At 67.2% G+C, this 21,508-nt stretch carries 19 protein-coding genes; 15 read left to right on the forward strand and 4 right to left on the reverse strand.

Annotated features, from left to right (window positions below; genetic code table 11):
* Positions 1-57: 57 nt before the first annotated feature.
* The 15 genes from EYE40_RS00275 (at position 58) to EYE40_RS00345 (ending at position 15,384) form a co-directional block, all read left to right on the forward strand.
* Positions 58-723 (forward strand): glycosyltransferase family 2 protein, encoded by a 666-nt coding sequence (locus tag EYE40_RS00275; RefSeq protein ID WP_193554461.1) that lies wholly within the window; start codon positions 58-60, stop codon positions 721-723.
* Positions 723-1,085, forward strand: a complete 363-nt coding sequence (locus EYE40_RS00280) for a DUF2304 domain-containing protein (protein WP_204742201.1) — start codon at positions 723-725, stop codon at positions 1,083-1,085. The genes EYE40_RS00275 and EYE40_RS00280 overlap by 1 nt, the downstream gene beginning before the upstream one ends.
* Positions 1,086-1,180: 95 nt before the next feature.
* Entirely contained in the window at positions 1,181-3,544 is a 2,364-nt protein-coding gene (locus tag EYE40_RS00285; protein ID WP_130980067.1) for an LGFP repeat-containing protein, read from the forward strand.
* Positions 3,545-3,586: 42 nt separating this feature from the next.
* The gene (locus EYE40_RS00290) at positions 3,587-4,582 is read left to right on the forward strand and encodes an NAD-dependent 4,6-dehydratase LegB (protein ID WP_130980068.1); all 996 of its coding nucleotides are present in this window, start codon (positions 3,587-3,589) and stop codon (positions 4,580-4,582) included.
* Positions 4,582-5,739 (forward strand): LegC family aminotransferase, encoded by a 1,158-nt coding sequence (locus EYE40_RS00295; RefSeq protein WP_130980069.1) that lies wholly within the window; start codon positions 4,582-4,584, stop codon positions 5,737-5,739. The genes EYE40_RS00290 and EYE40_RS00295 overlap by 1 nt, the downstream gene beginning before the upstream one ends.
* Positions 5,740-5,741: 2 nt before the next feature.
* Positions 5,742-6,914, forward strand: a complete 1,173-nt coding sequence (neuC, locus tag EYE40_RS00300; protein ID WP_161972323.1) for a UDP-N-acetylglucosamine 2-epimerase — start codon at positions 5,742-5,744, stop codon at positions 6,912-6,914.
* Positions 6,911-8,005, forward strand: coding sequence for an N-acetylneuraminate synthase family protein (locus EYE40_RS00305; RefSeq protein ID WP_130980071.1), 1,095 nt, complete (start codon positions 6,911-6,913; stop codon positions 8,003-8,005). The genes neuC and EYE40_RS00305 overlap by 4 nt, the downstream gene beginning before the upstream one ends.
* Before the next feature lies 1 nt (position 8,006).
* Positions 8,007-8,642, forward strand: coding sequence for an acetyltransferase (locus EYE40_RS00310; protein WP_161972324.1), 636 nt, complete (start codon positions 8,007-8,009; stop codon positions 8,640-8,642).
* A 32-nt stretch (positions 8,643-8,674) separates the two neighbouring features.
* Positions 8,675-9,721: a nucleotidyltransferase family protein gene (locus tag EYE40_RS00315; protein ID WP_130980073.1), complete on the forward strand. Its 1,047-nt coding sequence runs from the start codon at positions 8,675-8,677 to the stop codon at positions 9,719-9,721.
* Complete coding sequence (locus tag EYE40_RS00320; RefSeq protein WP_204742202.1) at positions 9,718-10,419, forward strand: acylneuraminate cytidylyltransferase family protein; 702 nt, start codon at positions 9,718-9,720, stop codon at positions 10,417-10,419. The genes EYE40_RS00315 and EYE40_RS00320 overlap by 4 nt, the downstream gene beginning before the upstream one ends.
* A gap of 133 nt (positions 10,420-10,552) precedes the next feature.
* Complete coding sequence (gene pseB / locus EYE40_RS00325; RefSeq protein ID WP_130980075.1) at positions 10,553-11,533, forward strand: UDP-N-acetylglucosamine 4,6-dehydratase (inverting); 981 nt, start codon at positions 10,553-10,555, stop codon at positions 11,531-11,533.
* A gap of 35 nt (positions 11,534-11,568) precedes the next feature.
* Positions 11,569-12,492 carry an SDR family oxidoreductase gene (locus tag EYE40_RS00330; protein ID WP_161972325.1) on the forward strand — a complete coding sequence of 308 codons (924 nt, stop codon included), beginning with the start codon at positions 11,569-11,571 and terminating at the stop codon, positions 12,490-12,492.
* 1 nt (position 12,493) lies between these two features.
* On the forward strand, positions 12,494-13,567 hold the full coding sequence (locus EYE40_RS00335; protein WP_130980077.1) for an N-acetylneuraminate synthase family protein: 1,074 nt from the start codon (positions 12,494-12,496) through the stop codon (positions 13,565-13,567).
* A complete protein-coding gene (locus tag EYE40_RS00340; protein ID WP_130980078.1) occupies positions 13,568-14,614 on the forward strand; it encodes a glycosyltransferase family 4 protein in 1,047 nt (348 codons plus the stop codon).
* A complete protein-coding gene (locus tag EYE40_RS00345) occupies positions 14,611-15,384 on the forward strand; it encodes a cytidylyltransferase domain-containing protein (RefSeq protein ID WP_130980079.1) in 774 nt (257 codons plus the stop codon). Before EYE40_RS00340 ends, EYE40_RS00345 begins: the two co-directional genes overlap by 4 nt.
* Here the strand turns inward: EYE40_RS00345 and EYE40_RS00350 are convergent.
* From EYE40_RS00350 to EYE40_RS00365, 4 genes are read right to left on the reverse strand one after another with little or no spacing between them, the layout of a single operon-like run.
* Positions 15,381-16,688 carry an O-antigen ligase family protein gene (locus tag EYE40_RS00350; protein ID WP_130980080.1) on the reverse strand — a complete coding sequence of 436 codons (1,308 nt, stop codon included), beginning with the start codon at positions 16,686-16,688 and terminating at the stop codon, positions 15,381-15,383. The two genes, EYE40_RS00345 and EYE40_RS00350, sit on opposite strands and share 4 nt — an antisense overlap.
* 12 nt (positions 16,689-16,700) lie before the next feature.
* On the reverse strand, positions 16,701-18,782 hold the full coding sequence (locus EYE40_RS00355) for an acyltransferase family protein (protein ID WP_130980081.1): 2,082 nt from the start codon (positions 18,780-18,782) through the stop codon (positions 16,701-16,703).
* Positions 18,779-20,089 (reverse strand): O-antigen ligase family protein, encoded by a 1,311-nt coding sequence (locus EYE40_RS00360; protein WP_130980082.1) that lies wholly within the window; start codon positions 20,087-20,089, stop codon positions 18,779-18,781. Before EYE40_RS00360 ends, EYE40_RS00355 begins: the two co-directional genes overlap by 4 nt.
* A gap of 31 nt (positions 20,090-20,120) precedes the next feature.
* Positions 20,121-21,485 (reverse strand): O-antigen ligase family protein, encoded by a 1,365-nt coding sequence (locus EYE40_RS00365; protein ID WP_130980083.1) that lies wholly within the window; start codon positions 21,483-21,485, stop codon positions 20,121-20,123.
* Positions 21,486-21,508: the final 23 nt, after the last annotated feature.

Consider the following 21,508-nt stretch of genomic DNA (forward strand, 5'->3'; position numbering starts at 1 on the left):
CGAGGGGCCCACTCGCCCCACGCCTGAACGAGAGCGGCCGTGTGTCAGACTTAGCCCATGTTCCGTACGTGGGTCGTCATCCCGATGTACAACGAGGCGACAGTCATTGCGAGCGTCATTGAGGGGCTCCTCCCACACTTTCCCCACGTTGTCTGCGTCGACGACGGCTCGAGCGACGGAACGCCGGAGATCGCGCGAGCGGCCGGTGCCACGGTGGTCGAGCACCCCATCAACCTCGGCCAGGGTGCCAGCCTGCAGACCGGCTTCGAGTTCGCGCTCTCCGACCCGCTGATGACCGACGTCGTTACGTTCGACGCCGATGGACAGCACCTCGTCGAAGACGCCATCGGCATGGTCGCCAAGCTGCGAGCCGAGAACCTCGATGTCGTGGTCGGATCCCGTTTCCTCGACGACCGCACCCAGCTCGCACCTGCCAAGAAACTCGTACTGCGCGCCGCTGCCCTCTATACGCGCATCACGACCGGCATGGCGCTGACCGACGCCCACAATGGCCTGCGCGTGCTCGGTCGCCCGCTTCTCGAGAAGGTCAAGCTGCGTCAGAACAGGATGGCCCACGCGTCCGAACTGATCGACCAGATCGGCGGGCACAAGGCGAGGTGGTCGGAGTACCCGACGCACATCGTCTACACCGACTACTCGCGGGCGAAGGGGCAGTCGCTGCTCAACTCCGTCAACATCCTCGTCGAACTACTTTTTAGGTGATGACCGTCATGATCGTTTTCCAGATTCTCGCCGTTGTGGTCATCGTGATCGCCGCCTTCTTTATGCTGCGCGGCGGCGGCGCGCGTCACCAGGCGATCCGTCGCATCCTGATGCTGCTGTTCATCGTGGCGGCGGCCTCGTCGGTGTTTTTTCCCGGACTCTGGACCGCCGTGGCCAACATCGTCGGCATCGGACGCGGGGCTGACCTGCTGCTCTACCTGACTGTGCTGATCTTCCTCGGTTTCGTCGCTACCACCTATCGCCGCTTCCGTCATCTCGAGAACGACGTGACCGAGCTCTCCCGCCAGCTTGCGCTCGTGCAGGCGAAGGCACTCGACAAGACGACTCCGCCGACGGACTAGCACTTCCGGTCTCGACCCCACAAGCTGCCAAAGGCTGGTCTTTTCCCAGAATCCGCTTACAGTGGGAAGTGCTGTTGACTGCGCAGGGGGCCATCATGACCATCATTTCTTCGAGGATCCGCCGTCTCGGTGTACGAGTGACCGCGATACTCGCCGCGACCGTCGTGCTGTCTTCCGGGCTCGTCGGTGTGACCTCCGCGAGCGCCGCTCCCGAGTCCGTTGCCGTCGATGCAGCTCCGGTCGTGACCCAGGTCGAAGAGATCTCCCGCGCCGCCGCGGCCCTCTCCGGCACGAACTTCAACCCCGGATACATCGTCAGCGACTGGTCGTTCTACAACGCGAACGGGATGAGCCAGGCGAAGATCCAGGCCTTCCTCGACGCCAAGTGCCCGACCAACAACTGCATCGACACGAAGAAGATGAAGACCACCGCACGGGCGGCCACGAACATGTGTCCCTCGCCGTACGCGGCAAGCGCGAGCGAGACCTTCGCAGCGATCATCTACAAGGTGCAGCGGTCCTGTGGCATCAGCGCCAAGGTCATCCTCGTCACCCTGCAGAAAGAGCAAGGGCTGCTCAACCTGCAGAACCCGACCGACCTGAAGCTCCGTAAGGCGATGGGCATGGGATGCCCCGACACGAGTGTCTGCGATTCCAAGTACTACGGCTTCTTCAACCAGGTCTACTACGGCGCCAGCCAGCTCAAGCGTTACGGGTTGCGCACCGCGGATAACGTGAGCTTCCGCACCAAGTACCAGATCGGCGTGCCTTACAAGGTGTCGTACAAGCCGAATTCGACCTGTGGCACGCGCACCGTGACGGTGAAGAGCAAGGCCACCACCGCGCTGTACTACTACACGCCGTACACCCCGAACGCGAAGGCGCTGGCCAACCTCACGGGGCTCGGCGACAGCTGTTCGTCATACGGCAATCGAAACTTCTGGGTCTACTTCAACTCGTGGTTCGGCAACAGCCTCGCGGGACCGGGCAATTTCGCCATCGACTCCGCCTACGAGGCGAGCGGCGGCGCCGCCGGCCCGCTCGGCGCGAAGGGACCCGAGACGTCTTGTGTCGACAATCGCGCGACCTGCTCGCAGGTCTACACCAACGGAATGATCTACTGGACGCTCTCGGGTGGGCCGCTCGTCATCTCCGGTGCGATCGGAACCTACTTCCTTGCCAACGGAGGGATCAACGCGCTCGGAATCCCGACCGGTCCCGGCGCGGCCGTCACCGACCCGAACGGAAACGGAACCGTACAACCCTTTGCGAAGGGCATGGTGCACTCGAGCTCCGCGGGAACGTTCTTCGTCTCCACGGCGGTGCTCACCGCCTATAGCGCCGCCGGATGGCTGCGCGGCACCCTCGGCTGGCCCACGACCGACCGCGGGTGTGCGACCGCAACCTCCGGATGCGTGCAGACGTTCACGGGCGGCTACATCTACGCGCCCGCCACGGGTGCGGCGCTCAGGTACAGCGCGGCCGTCGCCTCGGCCTATACCGCAGCCGGCGGACAGAAGGGTGCGATCGGACTGCCGCTCGCAGCCCCGTCGGCGGTCGTCGACAAGGTGACCGGTAACGGCACGGCCCAGTCGTTCCAGGGCGGGTGGATCCACTCCTCCGTACGCGGAGCGTTCTCGAGCAGCACCAAGATGATGACGGCCTATAGCGCTCGAAAGTGGGTGCGCGGACCGCTCGGCTGGCCCATCGCCGCCGAGACCTGCGCCTCCGACGGCACCTGCTCGCAGCCGTTCGCGGGCGCGACGCTGAACGTGCCGACGACGGGTGCGACCTTCCTCAGCTTCAGCGTGACCGATCCGAAGATCGCGACGCTCTACTCATCACTCGGTGGTGAGTCGGGCTCGCTCGGCGAGCCCGTGGCCCAGTCCGGCCCTGTCGTCGAGAAGGTCAACGGCGACGGCGTGATGCAGAAGTTCGAGCAGGGCATCGTCCACTCGAGCGCCAAGGGGACCTTCGCGGTGCCGGCGACGATCATGCCGACCTTCAGTGCGACAAAGTGGGTGCGCGGCCCCCTGGGCTGGCCGACCGGCCCGCAGGTGTGCGGGTCGGATGGATCCTGCGCGCAGCCGTTCGCCGGCGGCACCATCCAGGACCCGGCGTCGGGCGTTCCCTTCGCGACCTACACGGTCGTCAATACCAAGATCAAGGCGGCCTACACCGCCGCCGGTGGTGAGGCCGGATCTCTCGGAAAGGCGATCACCGTCGCCGCGAACGTGATCGAGAAGACGAACGGCAACGGCGTCTACCAGTCCTTCGAGGGCGGCGCCATCCACTCCAGTGCTCTCGGGACCTTCGTCGTCAGCAAGGCGATGATGGCCAAGTACAGCGCAAAGAAGTGGGTGCGCGGCGTGCTCGGCTGGCCGAAGGCCAACGCGGTGTGCACAGCTGCGAACGTCTGCACGCAGGCGTTCAAGGGCGGCACGCTCACCACCCCCTAGCGGCGTGCGGCCCTCGCCGCCCGACGACTGTACCCTTGACGCATGAAGGTTTTGCTAACCGGAGCCGATGGCTTCATCGGGTCCCATCTTGCCGAGCAGCTCGTCCGTGACGGACACGAGGTGCGCGCCATTGTCATCTACAACTCCCTCGACTCGTGGGGCTGGCTCGATACCGCCCCACGCGAGATCACCTCGCAGATCGAAATCATCCCCGGCGATATCCGCGATCCAGCGCTCATGATGTCCGCTGTGGCCGGCTGTGACGCCGTGCTGCACCTCGCGGCACTCATCGCCATCCCATACTCCTACGTCGCACCCGACCTGTACGTGCAGACCAACATTCAGGGCACCCTCAACCTGCTCAACGCGGCGAAGGCCGCGGGCGTGAGCCGCTTCATCCACACCTCGACGAGCGAGGTCTACGGCACCGCACGCTACGTGCCGATGGACGAGGGCCACCCCCTGCAGGGCCAGTCGCCGTACTCGGCGAGCAAGATCGGCGCCGACCAGATGGTGAACTCGTTCTACACCTCGTTCGAGCTGCCGACGGTGACGATCCGCCCGTTCAACACGTTCGGTCCCCGCCAGTCGGCGCGTGCCGTCATCCCGACCATCATCAGCCAGCTCGCGGCCGGCAAGAAAGAGATCCAGCTCGGCTCCCTCACCCCTACCCGTGACTTCACCTACGTCGCCGACACGGTGAGTGGCTTCACCACGGCACTCACCTCCACGGCGGGCGTCGGCGAGACGATCAACCTCGGTGCGGGCTTCGAGGTGTCGATCGGCGAGACCTTCGCCAGCATCGCCCACGTGATGGGCAGCGACGCCGTCGCCATCGAAGACCCGAACCGCCTCCGCCCCGCGAACTCCGAGGTCGAGCGCCTGTACTCCGACAACTCCAAGGCGAAGGAGCTGCTCGGCTGGGAGCCGTCGCTCAAGGGCCTCGACGGGTTCCGTGTCGGCCTCGGCCACACCGTGGACTGGTTCCTCGACCCTGCCAATCTCGCCCGCTACCGCACCGATTCGTACACCGTCTGATGACCCTCGCCACTGGTTTCGTCGACGCGATCCGCAGGGTCGTCGGCGACGCCCCGCAGGTCGGACTGCACGTTCCCGACATCGGCGAGGCGGAGAAGCGCTTCGTGGCCGAGTGCCTCGACTCGACCTTCGTCTCCTCGGTCGGCCCGTTCGTCACGCGCTTCGAGGAGGAGATCGCCGCCTTCACCGGTGCCCGCCACGCGATCGCCGTCTCCAACGGCACCTCCGCGCTGCACGTATCGCTCGTGCTCGCGGGCGTACTGCCCGGCGACGAGGTCATCGTGCCGAGCCTCTCGTTCATCGCCACCGCCAACGCCGTCTCGCACGCGGGAGCGACGCCCTACTTCATCGACTCCGATGAAGAGACGATGGGGATGTCCCCAGCCGCCCTCGAGGTGGCCCTCTCGTCGCTGCGGCGCGACGCCAACGGACTCACCAATCCCGTCACCGGCAACCGGGTCAGCGCGATCGTGCCGATGCACACCCTCGGTCACCCGGCCGACATCCTCGGGCTCCTCACCGTCGCGGACGCCTGCGGCGTGCCCATCGTCGAGGATGCCGCCGAGTCGCTCGGCAGCTGGGTAGGCGAGAAGCACACCGGTACCTTCGGACTGCTCGGCGTGCTGAGCTTCAACGGCAACAAGATCGTCACCACGGGCGGCGGTGGAATGATCCTGACCGACGATCCCGAGCTGGCCCGCCGTGCCAAGCACCTCACCACCACGGCCAAGCTGCCGCACGCGTGGGAGTTCGAGCACGATGAAGTGGCCTGGAACTACCGCATGCCCAACCTCAATGCCGCGATGGGTGTCGCCCAGCTCACGAAGCTCGACGGCTACCTCGCTGCGAAGCGGGAGATCGCCGCACGGTATGCCGCGAACTTCGCCGACATCCCGGGCCTGACCTTCATGGGCGAGCCCGCGGGAACTACGAGCAACTACTGGTTGTGCGCGGTGCGCGTCGACGGCGCCGACCTCGAGCTGCGCGACGAGCTGCTGCGCGCGAGCAACGACGACGGCCTGCAGTGCCGCCCGTTCTGGAACCTGCTGAGCGAGCAGCGCATGTACAGCTCCTGCCCGAAGGGCGACCTGACCGTCGCGACCCGCCTGCACGCGAGCGTCATCTCCATCCCCAGTTCTCCGGCGATCCTCGGCTGATCGTGACGACCGCGCGCAGGATCTGCGTTCTCACCGGCACCCGCGCCGACTACGGTCTGCTGCGCGGGCTGGTGCGCGCGATCGAGGCGTCACCGCTCGCGGAGCTTCAGCTGCTCGTCACGGGCACCCACCTCTCCGGTGAGCATGGTGCGACGACCGCCGAGATCGCCGCGGACGGCATCGCGCCGGCGTCCTCCGTTCGGATCTGGTCGGGGGATGACTCGGCGCTCGGTGCCGCGGTCGACACGGGAGGCGCGATCACCGCGTTCTCCCGCGCTCTCGACGAGCTCGCCCCCGACGTGCTGGTGATCCTCGGAGACCGACTCGAGGCGCTGGCCGCGGCCACCGCTGCGACGATCCTCGGCATTCCGGTCGCGCACATCCACGGCGGCGAGATCACCGAGGGTGCCATGGATGACGCCCTGCGCCACGCCATCACCAAACTCGCCTTCCTGCACTTCACCTCCACCGAGGACCACCGCCGTCGCGTGATCCAGCTCGGGGAGTCGCCCGAGCGCGTGTTCTTCTTCGGTGCTCCCGTCGTCGACGCCCTCGCGGAGCTCGATCTGCTCGGCCGAGCCGCACTCGAGGAGCGCTTCGGCATCGACCTCTCCGGCCCGACAGTTCTGATGACCTTCCACCCGGCGGGCATGGACGTGCTTCCCGCGGACGAGCTCTTCGATGAACTGCTCGCCGCCCTTGAGGCCACCGACCTGCACCTCATCTTCACGGGCACCAACTCCGACATCGGGAGCGCGGGCATCCGTGCGGCGATGGCCGCCTTCGTGGCCGCCCACCCCGACCGCGTCGACTTCGTCGAGTCGTTCGGCCAGCTCGGCTACCTCAGCACGATGGCCCTCGTCGATGTCGTGACCGGCAACTCGTCGAGCACGGTGCTCGAGGCGCCTGTGCTGGGCATCCCCTCCGTGCTCGTGGGGGACCGCCAGGCCGGGCGCCCCATCGGCGCGAGCGTGCTCGTTCCCGCGCCCGATCGCGAGGCGATCCGGGTCACGATCGAACGGGCCGCCTCGGCGGAGTTCCGCGCGGAGAGCACCGGCAGCCCCTCGCCGTTCGGTGAACCGGGCTTCGCCCGACGCACCCTTGCAGAATTGCTGGCGCACGACATCCCGCGCCCGCCTCGAAAGAAGTTCCACGATCTAAAGGACAGTCAATGACCACCGACCTGCTCATCATCGCCGAGGCCGGCGTCAACCACAACGGGTCGCTCGACCGCGCGCTGGAGATGGTCGACGTCGCGGCGGACGCCGGTGCCGACGTGATCAAGTTCCAGACCTTCTCGGCCGACAAGCTCGCCCGCAAGGACGCCCAACTCGCCGAGTACCAGAAGACCTCCGACGGTGACACCCGCAGCCAGTGGGACCTGCTCAAGGGTCTCGAGCTGAGCCACAGCGACTTCCTCGCCATTCGCGAGCGGTGCGCCGAGCGCGGCATCGTGTTCCTCTCCACAGGGTTCGACCTCGATGAGCTTCGCTTCCTGGTGACCGAGATCGAGATCCCGATGGTCAAGATCGCGTCGGGTGACCTGACCTTCGCGCCCATGCTGTTCGACGCCGGGCTCACCGGCCTGCCGGTGATCCTCTCGACCGGAATGGCCGACCTCGCCGAGATCGAGAAGGCACTCGGCTTCATCGCCGTGGGCTTCGGAGTGAAGCACGGACTTCTCGACGCTGATGCCGTTCCCACGGCAGCCACGCGCGAACTCGCGTGGAACAACGACGCGATCCGCGCGCTTCTCGTGGGCAATGTGACGATCCTGCACTGCACGACCCAGTACCCGGCGCCGCTGGAGATCCTCAACCTGCGGGCCATGGTCACGATCTCCGAGGCCTTCGGCATTCCGGTCGGCTATTCCGACCACTCGCTCGGCGGTGTCGCCTCGACCATTGCCGTGTCTCTTGGCGCGACGGTCATCGAGAAGCACTTCACGCTCGACAAGGAACTCGAGGGACCGGATCACGCCGCCTCCCTCGACGTGCCCGAGCTGAACGCCTTCGTCGCCCGACTGCGTGAGGTGGGCGTGGCGCTCGGCAGCCCCGTCAAGGCGTGCCAGCCTGAGGAGGTGTCGAACCGTGCAGCGGTGCGCCGCAGCCTCGTCGCCCGCGTACCCATCGCGGCGGGGGAGACCATCACTGCGGACCACCTCGAGAGCCGCCGCCCCGGCGCCGGCCGCACCTCCTTCGACTTCTACGAGGTCGTCGGCACCGCAGCACAGCAGGATTATGCCGTCGGCGAGTACCTTGGCTGAGATGAAGCCAACGGTGGTGATGCTCGGTGCGGGCGGGCACGCGGGCGTGCTCCTCGAGATCCTGCTCGAGCAGGGGATTCCGCTGGAGGGCTACATCGCGCCCTCCGCTGAGGGGAGCCGGCTCGGGAACGTGCCGTGGCTGGGACCCGACGCCGCCCTCGACGGGCTGGACGCGGCATCCGTCTCGCTCGTCAACGGCCTGGGGCTGGCGAAGGCCTCGACGGCGCGCGGCACGGTGTTCGAGAACGCCCGCGCGCTCGGCTTCACATTTCTGACGATCGTGGATGCCACGGCGATCGTCAAGGCGAGTGCCGACCTCGGCGAGGGCGCCCAGGTGCTCGCCGGTGCCATCGTCGGCACGGGTGCCCGCATCGGCGCTGACACGATCATCAACACGGGGGCAATCGTCGACCACGACTGCGTGGTCGGACCGCACGCCCACATCGCGACGGGGGCAGCCCTTGCCGGCGGAGTCACCGTCGGCGCCGGCTCGCACATCGGGCTCGGCGCTCGGGTGATACAGGGCATCACGGTAGGCTCGGGAAGCACAATCGGAGCAGGCGCAGTCGTCCTCTCGGATGTGGCCGACCGGTCCACGGCAGTGGGGGTTCCCGCCACCAGCCGCTCCAGCACCTGACCGCACTCGTAGGAAAGTGAGATTCGCCCGGTATGGACATCACTGCTGTGTCGGTGGCCCCCGAGGCCTCGGTCCGCGACGTCATCGCCGCCATCGACGCGAGCCGCCGCCAGATCGCGCTCATCGTTGACGCAGACAGCCGCCTGCAGGGCGTTGTCACCGACGGCGACGTGCGCCGGGGCATCCTGCGCGGAGTATCGCTCGAAGCTCCCGCCACCGAGATCATGAACCCGAAGCCGCACACCGCTACGGTGCTGGACGAGCACGACGACATGGTCGCGCTGATGAAGAAGTTCGAGATCCGTCACCTACCGGTTCTGGATGTCGCGGGTCGACTGGTCGACCTGTTCGCGGGCGAGGACGGCCGCAGTCATGTCGTCTCCACGCCCGTGGTGCTCATGGCGGGCGGACGAGGCCAACGCCTCTACCCGCTCACCAAGGATGTGCCGAAGCCGATGTTGCCCATCGGTGACGTTCCGCTGCTCGAGATCATCCTGCGCAACCTCGCGGCGCAGGGCTTCGTGAATGTCTACATCTCGGTCAACTACCTCGCCGAAGTCATCGAGCAGCATGTGGGCGACGGCAGCGCTCTGGGACTCAAGGTCACCTACGTGCACGAGGACAAGCCGCTCGGCACTGCCGGGGCGCTCGCCCAGCTGCACGGCGTGATCGGTGAACCGTTCGTCGTGATGAACTCCGACCTCCTGACCCATGTGAACCTGCGACGCCTGCTGAACTTCCACCTGAAGCAGCGGGCGATCGGTACGGTCGGCGTTCGCGAGCACGTATTCGAGATCCCCTACGGAGTGGTCAACCTCGATGGCGCGCGTGTCGAGTCGATGGTGGAGAAGCCGCTGCACCGGTCGCTCGTCAATGCCGGGATCTACGCCCTCGACCCGTCGGCGCTGGCGCTGCTTCCCGAAGACGAGTACTGCGACATGCCCACCCTGCTCGGCCTCATCATGCAGCAGGGCGACACGGTGAGCGCCTTCCCGATCCACGAGCAGTGGCTCGATGTGGGACGCCCGGAAGACCTCAACCAGGCCCGGAGCGACTCCGAGAAGTGGACGAACTCGTGAGAATCTGCACCATCACCGTGCGCGCCGGCTCCAAGGGTGTTCCGGGAAAGAACCTGCGCGTCATCGCCGGTGTTCCGCTCTTCGGTCACTCGGTGAGGCAGGCGGCCGAGTCCGGCCTCTTCGACGAGGTGGTCGTCACCACCGACTCGCAGGAGATCCTCGACCTCGCACCGAGCTTCGGCGCGACGGACATCGTCGTTCGCCCGCCGCACATGGCCACGGACACGGCCGGCAAGGTGCAGGCCATCGCTCACGCCGTGCTCGAGATCGAGGAGCGTCGCGGTGTGCGCTTCGACACCTCCGTCGACCTCGATGCCACGTCACCGCTGCGAACCGTGGACGATATCCGCGCTGCCGTCGCACTCTTCGACGCCTCCGACGTGGACTCCCTCATCACCGGGTCCGAAGCCCGTCGCAATCCTTATTTCAACCTCGTCGAATTGCAGCCTGACGGCACCGTCGCCGTCTCCAAGACTCCGGATGCCGCCGTGCTGCGCCGCCAGGATGCACCGCGGTCGTTCGACATGAACGGCTCGATCTACGTCTGGAAGCGGAATTCGCTCATCGAGAATCCCGTGGTGTTCTTTCCCTCCACGATCATCTACGAGATGCCGCAGGAGCGCTCGCAGGATATCGACAGCGAGCACGACTTCGACATCGTCAAGTGGCAGATGGAGTCCGCCCGACCGATTGCCTGATGCGCCGGAACTCCCGCGCGTTACAGGTTCGTGGCCTTTCTCTGCGAGAATGTCACGCAGCACAGATAACCCCACCCTCGAATATCGCGTTCGCACGCAGCAGTACGCTTCCGTGTGTCGCATGGAGTATTGAATGAGCATCCTTTCCGGATCCGACGTACTGATCACGGGCGGCACTGGCTCGCTGGGCAAGGCTCTCACCCGCGAAATCCTCGACAACCACGATGTTCGTCGGTTGATCATCTTCAGCCGCGACGAGCTCAAGCAGCTCGAGATGCGCCGCCTGTTCGAGGATGACCCGCGCCTCCGTTTCTTCATCGGCGACATTCGCGACCTCAAGCGCCTGCAGCGTGCGTTCCACGGTGTGGACTACGTCATCCACGCCGCCGCCCTGAAGCAGGTCGACACGGCGGAGTACAACCCGTTCGAGTACATCGAGACGAACGTTCGCGGCTCGCAGAACGTCATCGACGCGTCGATCGACAGCGGCGTCAAGAAGGTCGTCGCGCTGTCCACCGACAAGGCGTCGAGCCCCATCAACCTCTACGGTGCCACCAAGCTGTGCGCGGACCGCCTCTTCATCAGCGGCAACCACTACGCGGCCTCCTATGAGACCCGTTTCTGCGTGGTCCGCTACGGCAACGTGAGCGGCTCCCGCGGCAGCATCGTTCCGATCTGGCGCCAGCTCGCCGCCGAGGGCAAGTCCCTGCCGCTCACCGACACGCGCATGACCCGTTTCTGGATCACGCTTCCCCAGGCAGTCAAGTTCGTGCTCGACTCCTTCGAGTCGATGGAGGGCGGCGAGCTATATGTTCCCCGCATCCCGTCGATCCGCATCACCGATCTCGCCGAGGCGATCGCGCCCGGTGCCGCAACCCACGAAATCGGCATCCGCCCCGGTGAGAAGCTGCACGAAGAGATGATCGCCGCCGACGATTCGCGTCGCACGGTCTCCCTCGGCAGCCGCTATGTCGTCAAGCCGCACCTCGCCGGCTGGGGTTACGTAGACCCCGAAGGTGACGCGGTGGAGGACGGCTTCTCCTACCAGTCCGACTCGAACGACCAGTGGCTCTCCGTCGAGGAGATCCGCGAAATTCTCTCCGCGGACCTCTAAATCCGCGTGACGATGATCGAGGGATCGGTGAACCGGTGACCCGCTGGCTGGTGACCGGAACCACGGGGCTGCTCGGCAGCAACGCCGCGATCTCGCTCGCCGAGGCGAACGACGTGACCGGCGTCTCCCGCACTGCCCCGATGGGTGCGCCAGTGCCCTTCGTGGAGACCGACATCAGCTCGGCTGCCGGACGCTCGGGTCTCGTCGACCGCGCCGAGGCCGATGTTGTGCTGCACGCCGCCGCCATCGCCTCGATCGAGGAGGCCGAGCAGAAGCCCGAGCTCGCCTGGCGACTCAACGTCGAGGCGTCCGCGGACCTCGCCGCGCAGGCCGCAGAAAACGGGTCGCGTTTCGTATACATCTCGACGGACGCGGTCTTCGACGGCGAGAACGGCCCCTACGACGAGGGCTCCGAGCCGAGCCCGACCAACGAGTACGGTCGCACGAAGCTCGCCGGCGAGCGAGCCGTTCTCGAGGCCAACCCCGAGGCGCTCGTCGCCCGGGTCAACTTCTACGGCTGGAGCCCGAGCGGCACCCGCAGTCTCGCCGAGTTCTTCCACACTCGACTCGCGCTCGGTGAGACGGTTCGCGGATTCACCGACACCGTCGTCAGCACGCTCTATGTCGGTCACCTCGTCGATGCGATCGCGGCGCTCGTCGCGGCGGGAGCGAGCGGCGTGACCCATGTCGTGAGCAGCGAGGCGACATCGAAGTTCGACTTCGGCCGACGTATCGCGGCCGGCTTCGGTTTCGACCCCCAGCTCGTGCAGCCCGCGCTCTCCACCGACGTGCTCGCCGTCAAGCGCGGCTCCGACATCAGCCTGTCGACCGGGCGTGCGTCCGGGATGCTCGGCGCGCCTCTCGCAGGCCAGCAGGCCGGCATCGATCGGCTCGTTACAGAATTCACCTCAGGCAGGCCGGCAGCGGTCCGCCAGTTCGCCCCACAGAAAGCAGTGTGACATGACCTTCAGCATCGGAAAGCACCAGATCGGGCTCGAGCACCCAACCTACTTCGTCGCCGACATCGCGGCCAGCCACGACGGGTCACTCGACCGCGCCGTCGAGCTCATCCACCTCTCCGCCGAGGCCGGCGCGGACGCAGCGAAGTTCCAGAACTTCACCGCTGACGAGATCGTGTCCGACCGGGGATTCCGCGAGCTCGGCGCCAAGCTCAGCCACCAGGCGAAGTGGACCAAGCCCGTGAGCGAGGTCTACGGCGATGCCTCGATTCCGCACGCCTGGACACCCATCCTCAAGCAGGCCTGCGACGAGGCGGGCATCGACTACTTCTCGGCCGCCTATGACTTCGCGGCGATCGACATGCTCGAGCCCTACGTTCCCGCCTACAAGATCGGCAGCGGCGACGTGAACTGGCTCGAGGCGGTCGAGTACACCGCGGCGAAGGGCAAGCCCATGCTCGTCGCGACGGGTGCGACGACCCTCGGCGAGGTCATCGACGTCGTCGGTGCGGTGCAGAAGTACACCCGTGACCTCGTGCTGATGCAGTGCAACACGAACTACACCGCGTCCCTCGACAACTTCCAGCACCTGAACCTCAACGTTCTCAAGACCTACTCGACGCTGTTCCCCGACGTAATCCTCGGCCTCTCCGACCACACCCCCGGCCACGCGTCCACCCTGGGCGCGATTGCGCTCGGCGCGCGTGTCATCGAGAAGCACTTCACCGATGACGTCACCCGCGAGGGACCGGACCACGCCTTCTCCATGGACCCGACGTCCTGGCGCGACATGGTCGACCGCTCGCGCGAGCTGGAGTCCGCTCTCGGCTCTACCCTCAAGGAGGTCGCGCCGAACGAGTCCGAGACCGTCGTTGTACAGCGTCGTGCTGTTCGCGCGCGTTACGACCTGCCCGCCGGGCATGTCATCACCCGCGAAGACCTCACCGTGCTGCGTCCCGCCACGGTGGGTGCCGTGGGTGCCGCACACGTTGCCGAGCTCCTCGGACGCACCACGACGCGCCCGCTCGAGACCGCCGAAACGGTCAGCTGGGCAGACGTCTCCGGACCGGCCTGAGTGCGAATCCTCTACGCGTCGCGCTGGTGGTCGGAGCACGACCGCCGTTTCGTCGCGGCCTGGCGTGGGCAGGGCGTAGAGGTGATTGCGCTCGCGGTCGACTGCACATCGCCCGATGACGCCGCCTACCCGGGCGCTGAATTCGCCGAGCGACTGAGCGCGGCCATCGAGGGCTTCTCGCCCGACGTGGTGCACGCCGGACCCCTCACGGACGTCGCGCGCACCGTGCGCGACGTGTGGCAGGGCCCGCTCATCGCCATGTCATGGGGCTTCGATCTCATGGACGAGGTCGACAACTCGGGGGAGGCGCTCGAGGCGGCGCGCTACGTCATCCAGAGCGCCGACCTGCTGGTGGTGGACAACAACGCACCGCGCGATCGTGCGCTCGAGCTGGGGGCCACGGCCGAGCAGATCGTGCAGTTCCCGTGGGGTGTCGACCTGTCGTTCTGGGCGCCCGGTGATTCGCCCGTGCGCGAGCAGCTCGGCTGGGGCGACGACGCGTTTCTCGTGCTCTGCACACGCTCCCATGAGGCGATGTACGGCGTCGAGGTGCTCGCTGAGGCGTTCACACTCGCCGCAGCCGTCGAGCCGCGCCTGCACCTCGTGCTCGTGGGCAGCGGCTCCGAGACGGAGAATCTCGCGGCCCTCGTTGCACCGGTCTCCGAGCGGGTCGCCTTCCTCGGTCGCCTCGACCAGAAGGCGCTTCGGGATGCGCATCGCGCCGCCGACCTCTACGTCAGCTCGAGCTTCGTCGACGGCACTTCCATCTCCCTACTGGAGGCGATGGCGTGCGGCACCCCCGCGTGTGTCTCCGCGATCCCCGGCAACGCGGAGTGGATCGATGAGTCGACCGGGTTGTCGTTCGCTTCGGGTGACGCGTCCGCCCTCGCCGACCTGCTGGTGAGCGCCGCCTCCGATCCGACGCGCCTGGCCACTCTTGCGGAAGCCGCGACCCGGCGGGTGCACGACCGCGCCGACTGGGACGTTACCGCTGCTCGCCTGCCCGACATCGCGCGTCGAGCGCTCGGTACGCTGGAAGCCTCATGAGCACCGTGTGCGTCGTCCAGGCGCGATATTCGTCCAGTCGCCTGCCCGGCAAGGTGCTCGAGCGCATCGGCGACTCCTCCATGATCGAGCGCGTGCTCGAGCGGCTGAGCCGGTCGTCTCAACTGGACGAGATCGTGGTCGCCACGACCGACCAGCCCGCCGACGTCGCGGTCGCGGCGGCCGTCGAAGCCGCCGGCTTCCGGGTCATTCGGGGCGCGCAGTACGACGTGCTCGAACGCTATCTACAGGCCGTGTCCGATCGGGATGACGCCGACGTCGTGGTGCGCGTGACGGCCGACTGCCCGTTCATCGACCCGGACATCGTCGACCGAGTCATCGCCTTTCGCACTGAGGGCGACCTCGACTTCGCGGCCAACCGGCTCCCGCCGCCCCACGCTCGCACCTACCCGGTCGGCCTCGACGTCGAAGTGGCGACCGTCGTGGCACTGCGCCGGGCGGGCGCCGAGGCGACGGCTCCCCACCACCGCGAGCACGTGATGCCGTACCTGTACGAGAGTGGGGACCGATTCCGGTTCGGAGTGGTTCAGCTTGACGAGGACCTGTCGGGCTACCGCTGGACCGTAGACACCCCCGAGGATCTCGCGGCGGCACGGGCGATCGCCGAACTCGTGGGTCCCGAGCCGTTCGGCTGGCGCGACGTGCTCGAGGTTGCGCGGATGCATCCCGAAATCGCACGGATCAACGGATCTCTCGCCCAGAAGGATGTCACCGTGGTCGACACCCGCTGGACAACGGGGCCGACCGCCTAGTTATCGGGCAGCGTGCCGTCGGACTTCGCGGCATCGAAGGCGTTGCGCCAGCTGAGCTCCCGTGCGGCCTTGACCGAGCAGACCACGAAGGCGAGCCAGCCGAACTCGATGAGGATCGAGCTCTCGGAGAGCCCGCTGATGAGCAGCACCACGAGCACGAGGGCCGGCCAGGCGAACACGATGCTGCGGCGTCGGGATGCGAGCAGCCAGGACCGCACGAAGGTGAGACCGAGCAGACCCACGAAGATCACGACGCCCACGAGCCCGAGCTGGAACCAGACATCGAGGTAGGCGTTGAGGGCCGCGGTGGGAACGCGCGGGGAGAACGTATCGAAGACGAGGAACGGTGGCACCTCGGTGCGCCAGATGCCGATCCAGCCCCAGCCCTCGAGGCTGTGCACCGGCACGAGGTCCCAGACGCGCTGCCACACGTTGAGGCGGTAGTTGAGCTCGCCGCCGGCGTTGAACGCCGCGACGATCTGGCCGCGCAGCCCCCAGGCGACGCCCGCGACGACCAGGAACAAGGCGAGTGTCGCCACCTGCCAGTACCGCCGCTGGCCGGAGGGCACACGACGCAGGCCGTAGAGCACGGCGCCGGCGAGCAGCACGAGAAGCAGGATGCCCCACGCGATGGGCGACCGGGTGAAGAAGAGCATGATCGCGGCCAGGGCGAGCGAGCCGACGGAGAGCTGGCGGGACACGGAACGGGTGCGCAATTCGGTGCCGAAGGTAACCAGAGCGATGACGGACACGATGCCCAACTGGTTGCGCGTGCCGAGGAGTCCCTGGATCGGACCGCCGGCATCGAGATTCGCGGTGATGCCGAGCAGGTGGATCGGGGTGTCGATGAGCAGGCCGGCGACGATCTCGATGACGATCGAGGCGACGAGGATTCCGCGCAGCACGTCTCCGAAGGCGCGCACGATCTGGATCGTGTCACGCACGAGCGCGACGTACACGCCAAGGATGGTGAACGCCGCGAGGTAGGCGAGTCCGCCGAGGGTCGCCCATTGGTACTCGCTCCACAGGATGGAGAGCCCCGCCCAGGCGGCGAACACGAGCAGCGAGATCGGCAGCAGGGCACGCCAGCCGACCTCCTTCCACTGCGAGGCGAGGGAGGCGAGCGCGAGCACGACGAGGGAGCACAGCACGGCGAGAAAACCGGCCCAGCCGATGGTCTGCCGCACCGCGTAGGCGATCACCGCTAGCCCGACGGCAGCCATGGTGAGCGCAGAGGAGAATCGCGGGGAGCCGAGCATCGCTGAGGCGAGCTGGAGCGGTGCGGGTCGCGAAGGCCTGGTCATTGTCACTACAGGTTACGGCGCATCCGGCAGCACCGCGTCGATCTCGTCGGCAAGGTAGGGGGCGAGTGTGGTGCTGAAGGTCGCGCTCACATGGATGGCGTCGAAGTAGACGAGTACTCCTCCGATCACGCTGTAGCAGGTCTTGTCGTCGCAGAATCGGTCGCTGAAGTCGGCGAGGGTTAGAGTGTCGCTCGCGACGCGCTCGGCGGCCTTGACGAGCGGGTCGGGGGTGAGCCAGTCGGCCCGCGGGCCGTCGCACTCGGTGAGATCGGTGGGGTTGAGCGCCACGCAGTCGGGCACGTTGAAGCCGGCGATCGGGGTGTCGCGAATGAGGAGGACCTCGGTTCCCGCGTCGGACCAGGCCTGAAGCGGTTCGACGTAGCCCTCGACCGAAGCGTCGAAGAAGTCCTCGTTGGGCACGCCGACGAGTTCACCGTTCGAGGCGGCCGTGAGCACCACGAGGTCGAAGGAATCGCCCTCCGTGGCCTCGACGACGGCCTGGCCCCACTCGCGGCAACTCTCCGCGATCGCCGCGGTGTCGAATTCGATGAGAGCGGATGACGGTCGACAGGCGGACCCGAGGAAGGTAATGACCCGAGCGTCGTGGCTGCGGGCGTACTCCTGCATCGCGGGCAGCCACTGTCCGGCGTGCGAATTGCCGACGAGCGCGATGCGCGTCGTCGCGTCCTTGTCTCCATAGCTGCAGGTCGCGACATCGTCAAACGGCGGGAACGCGAAGCAATCGTCGGAGTAGGCGTCCGACTCGTCGTCGATGGCCACGGCCGGGGCGGGGACGATGCCGGTGCCGCGCAGGTCGCAGTCGTCGGTTCCCAGGGTGGCTGCTCCGAAACAGCGGGCGTTGGCTTCTTCGATCTGCTCGAGCTCCGCCTGGGCGGCTGCGGAGACCGCGGCGACCTGGGCAACCGGGATCACCGCGACCGAGACCGCGAGCACCATCCCCACCGCGGCGAGGGCGTACGTGCGGGAGAGTCGCGCACTGAGCCAGCGCGCTCGCCGAACCGGGTCCTCGACGAACAGCTTCGTCGCGGTCGCGAGCAGCACTCCAGCGATGATGATGCCGAGCTTCCAAGGCAGGGTCAGTTCGCCGCCGATCGCGAACGGCAGCAGCACGATGAGCGGCCAGTGCCACAGGTAGAGCGAGTAGGAGACGTCGCCGAGGTGCTGGATCGGGCGGATTCCCAGAGCCTGCGAGGGCGATCCGACACCGTCGCTGTTCGCGGCGATCACGAGCACGGCGCCGGTGATCGGCAGCAGCGCGGCGAAGCCGGGGAACGGGGTCGCCGAGGTGAAGACGACGGCTGACACTCCGATGAGCAGCAGGCCGAGCCAGGCGGTCGTCGTCCGTATCGCCCGGGATACCGGGGCGACCGGACCGCGCGCGGCGATTACCGCGGCGAGGATGCCGCCCGCTCCGAGTTCCCACAGCCGCGTGGGCGTCACGAAGTATGCCGACGCCGGCGCGATGCTGGTCCAGGCGATGGATGTCGCGAGCGAGGCCCCCGCGAAAACCGAGATGACCGCCACGAGTCCCCAGCTTCCCGGGTCGTTCACGCGACGGCCACTATTCTTCGTGCGTGACCGCAGCCAGAGCGCGCCGGCGATGAGCAGAGGCCAGACGAAGTAGAACTGCTCCTCGACCGAGAGGGACCAGTAGTGCTGCAGCGGGGAGGGCGCGCTCTCGGCCCCCAGGTAGTCGACCGAGCTCGCGGCGAGCACCCAGTTGACGAAATACAGGGTGGCGGCCCCGGCGTCCCGGCCGAGGTCGAGCAGCCGGGTGGGCGGGAGCACGAGGCATCCCGCAATCACCGTCGCGACGATGACCAGCAGGCTCGCCGGAAGCAGCCGCCGGAGCCGGCGACCCCAGAAGTCGGCGACATCGCGCAGGCTGCGCGGAGGAGACCGCAACAGGTGGCTCGTGATCAGGTAGCCGGAGATCACCAGGAAGACGTCGACGCCGACGTATCCGCCGGTGAGCTGATCGGGCCACAGGTGGAAGCCGAGCACCAGGAGCACGGCAATCGCGCGCAGGCCCTGAATGTCAGAACGGACCGCGCTTGTGGTGGAAGCGGTCACGCCACGGGCTCATCACGTTTGGTCTTGACCGCCGCGATCACGAGCAGCACCATTCCGTACTCGATGAGCAGTCGGCTCTCGGCGAAGCTCTGCACGATGAGGGCAACGAGCAACAGTAGGGGCAGCAGGGACTGCACGGTGAAGTGACCGGTGTCGGCGGGGCTGGTGATCACGCGATCGGTGGCGAGCAGCCAGGACCGCACGAGCGAGCTCAGCACCAGAAGGGCGAAGATCACGGCGCCGATGACGCCGACCTGCAGCCAGAGGTCGAGCCACGCGTTGTGCGCGTGCAACTGGCGCACGCCCGAGTTGAAGGCGAGATCGTTGAACGGTGCGACCCATGGCGCCCAGAAGCTCACCCAGCCCCAGCCGAACCCGGGGCGCTCCTGCGCGAGGGTGATGACCGCCTCCCAGATGCCGGTGCGGTGCGTGAGGGTGTCGTTCTTGCCGAGCAGGCCGAGCAGTGGCGAGCGGAACATGATCGCGAGAGTCGAGCCCGCGATGGCCACTAGCGTGAGGCTCGCGTAGGCGAGCCCGCGTGTGCCGCGAGCCGTCGCGCGGCGAATGAGCCAGACGGCGCCGACCACAACCGCGAGCACGACGATGGCGACGATGATGGTGGCCGAGCGCGTGAGGTAGACGGTGAGCGCCGCGAGCAGCAGGGCTGCGATTCCGGATGCCCGGCTCACCGTGCGCGCGACGAGCTGGATCCCGAACACTATGAGGCCGAGCAGCGCGACGAAGCCGAGCAGGCTCGAGTTGCCCACGACGCCCTGGATCTTGTCGCCTTCGAGCAGCAGGTTGCGCGACCAGTAGAGCAGCTGGGGGATCTTGTCGAGCGAGTCGTAGTCCACGCCGGGGGAGGGGAAGATCGGCAGCACGGGCCTGCGGATGAGCAGCGAGACGACGAGCTCGAACACGATCGAGAGGCCGAGCACGGCACGCAGCGCCCAGCCGAGGGTGCGCAGAATGTCGGCCCAGTCGAGGCATATCGCGATGGCCAGGCCGAGCGCGACGGTCATCCAGGTGGCGAGCAGGCCGACGGCCGTCGCGCCCGGGTAGTACGACCAGGTGATGGACAGGGTCGCGAGGGCGAGGAAGGCGATCAACGGGTAGGGCAGTCCGCCGACGGTCCAGCGATGACGGTCGCGCACGAGCAGCAGCACCGAGATCACGGCGAGCACCACGGCGACGGCCCCGAAGCCGTACCAGGAGATCGAGTAGCGTATCGAGTCACCCGCAAGCACGGTGTACAGGGCGACGACCGCGAACCCCATGCGGAATCGGCGGTCGTCAAGGAACTTCATACGCTCAAGACTACCGAGGGGCGCCTTGCGGTTAAACGAATGCGGCCCGGCCGCTGAGGGCGCGCTTCACGACCAGCGCCGGATCGGGTTGTTCGGCGGCCACGTGGTGCGTCTTGACCGCGGCGATCACGAGCAGCACGATGCCGTACTCGACCAGCAGCCGGCTCTCGGCAAAGGTCTGCACCACGAGGGCCGTGAGCAGCAGCAGCGGCAGGAAGGAGAGCGCGGTGAATCGCGCGGGTCCCGCGGCGCCCGGCGTCATCCTGTTCGTGGCGAAGACCCACGATCGCACGAGAGCGGCGAGTACTACGAGAGCGACGATCACGGCACCGACGATGCCGAGCTGCAGCCACAGGTCGAGCCAGGCGTTGTGCGCGTGCAGCTGACGCACGCCGTGGGCGGTGTGCAGGGTGTCGAAGGGTGAGACCCAGGGGATCCAGAAGCTCACCCAGCCCCAGCCGAGCACCGGCCGCTGCTGGGCGAGATCGATGACGTCCGCCCAGATGCTCGTGCGGTCGGTGAGCGTGTCGTCCTTGCCGAGCAGGCCCAGCAAAGAGGAGCGGAAGGTCAGCGCGGTCAGGATGCCGCTCACGACCACCGTGAGGAGGCCGGCGTACCCGAATCCGCGGTGCTGGCCGGTGCGGGCGAGCCGCAGCAGCACCACCGCGACGACCACGGCGGCCAGCACGACGATCGCGACGGTGATGGTCGCCGAGCGGGTGAGCAGCACGGTGAGGGTGGCAAGCGAGAGCGACGCGATGCCGAGTGGCTTCGACACGGAGGCCGAGACCAGCTGGATGCCGAACACGATGAGCCCGAGCAGCGCGACGAAGCCGAGAAGCGCGGAGTTGCCCACGATGCCCTGGATCTTGTCGCCGGCGAGAAGCAGGTTGCGCGACCAGTAGTACAGGTCCGGCACCTCGTCGAGGGTGGAGTAGTCCATGCCGGGGGCGGGTACGAGCGGGAAGATCGGTTTGCCGACGAATATCGACACCCAGAGCTCGAACAGGATCGACGAGACGAGGATGGTGCGGATCGCCCAGCCGAGCGCGCGCAGGATCCCGGGCCAGTCGAGGCTGACGGCGATACCCAGGCCGACGGCAGCCGTCATCCATGTCACGAGGGTGCCGAGGGCGGTGGCGCCCGGATAGTACGACCAGACGATGGAGGCCGTGGCGAACGCGAGGAAGGCGAGCAGCAGAAAGGGCAGGCCGCCGATGCTCCAGCGGTCGCGATGCCTCCAGAGCAGCAGCACCGAAACGACAGTGATCGCAATGGCAGCGGCCCCGAAGCCCCACCAGCCGACCGAGTAGCGCACGGCGTCACCCGCGAGCACGGTGAAGAGTGAGACGATCGCGTAGCCCAGGCGGAATCGGCGCTCGTCGAGAAGCTTCATCCGCTCATGGTCGCTGAGCGGGG

The sequence above is a fragment of the Glaciihabitans arcticus genome (assembly GCF_004310685.1).
GTDB classification, from domain to species: Bacteria; Actinomycetota; Actinomycetes; order Actinomycetales; family Microbacteriaceae; genus Conyzicola; species Conyzicola arctica.

Coding starts and splice junctions, on each gene's coding strand:
- EYE40_RS00275 (WP_193554461.1), top strand. CDS start 58: ATGTTCCGTACGTGGGTCGTCATCCCGATGTACAACGAGGCGACAGTC.
- EYE40_RS00280 (WP_204742201.1), top strand. CDS start 723: ATGACCGTCATGATCGTTTTCCAGATTCTCGCCGTTGTGGTCATCGTG.
- EYE40_RS00285 (WP_130980067.1), top strand. CDS start 1,181: ATGACCATCATTTCTTCGAGGATCCGCCGTCTCGGTGTACGAGTGACC.
- EYE40_RS00290 (WP_130980068.1), top strand. CDS start 3,587: ATGAAGGTTTTGCTAACCGGAGCCGATGGCTTCATCGGGTCCCATCTT.
- EYE40_RS00295 (WP_130980069.1), top strand. CDS start 4,582: ATGACCCTCGCCACTGGTTTCGTCGACGCGATCCGCAGGGTCGTCGGC.
- EYE40_RS00305 (WP_130980071.1), top strand. CDS start 6,911: ATGACCACCGACCTGCTCATCATCGCCGAGGCCGGCGTCAACCACAAC.
- EYE40_RS00310 (WP_161972324.1), top strand. CDS start 8,007: ATGAAGCCAACGGTGGTGATGCTCGGTGCGGGCGGGCACGCGGGCGTG.
- EYE40_RS00315 (WP_130980073.1), top strand. CDS start 8,675: ATGGACATCACTGCTGTGTCGGTGGCCCCCGAGGCCTCGGTCCGCGAC.
- pseB (WP_130980075.1), top strand. CDS start 10,553: ATGAGCATCCTTTCCGGATCCGACGTACTGATCACGGGCGGCACTGGC.
- EYE40_RS00335 (WP_130980077.1), top strand. CDS start 12,494: ATGACCTTCAGCATCGGAAAGCACCAGATCGGGCTCGAGCACCCAACC.
- EYE40_RS00345 (WP_130980079.1), top strand. CDS start 14,611: ATGAGCACCGTGTGCGTCGTCCAGGCGCGATATTCGTCCAGTCGCCTG.
- EYE40_RS00350 (WP_130980080.1), bottom strand. CDS start 16,688: ATGACCAGGCCTTCGCGACCCGCACCGCTCCAGCTCGCCTCAGCGATG.
- EYE40_RS00360 (WP_130980082.1), bottom strand. CDS start 20,089: ATGAAGTTCCTTGACGACCGCCGATTCCGCATGGGGTTCGCGGTCGTC.
- EYE40_RS00365 (WP_130980083.1), bottom strand. CDS start 21,485: ATGAAGCTTCTCGACGAGCGCCGATTCCGCCTGGGCTACGCGATCGTC.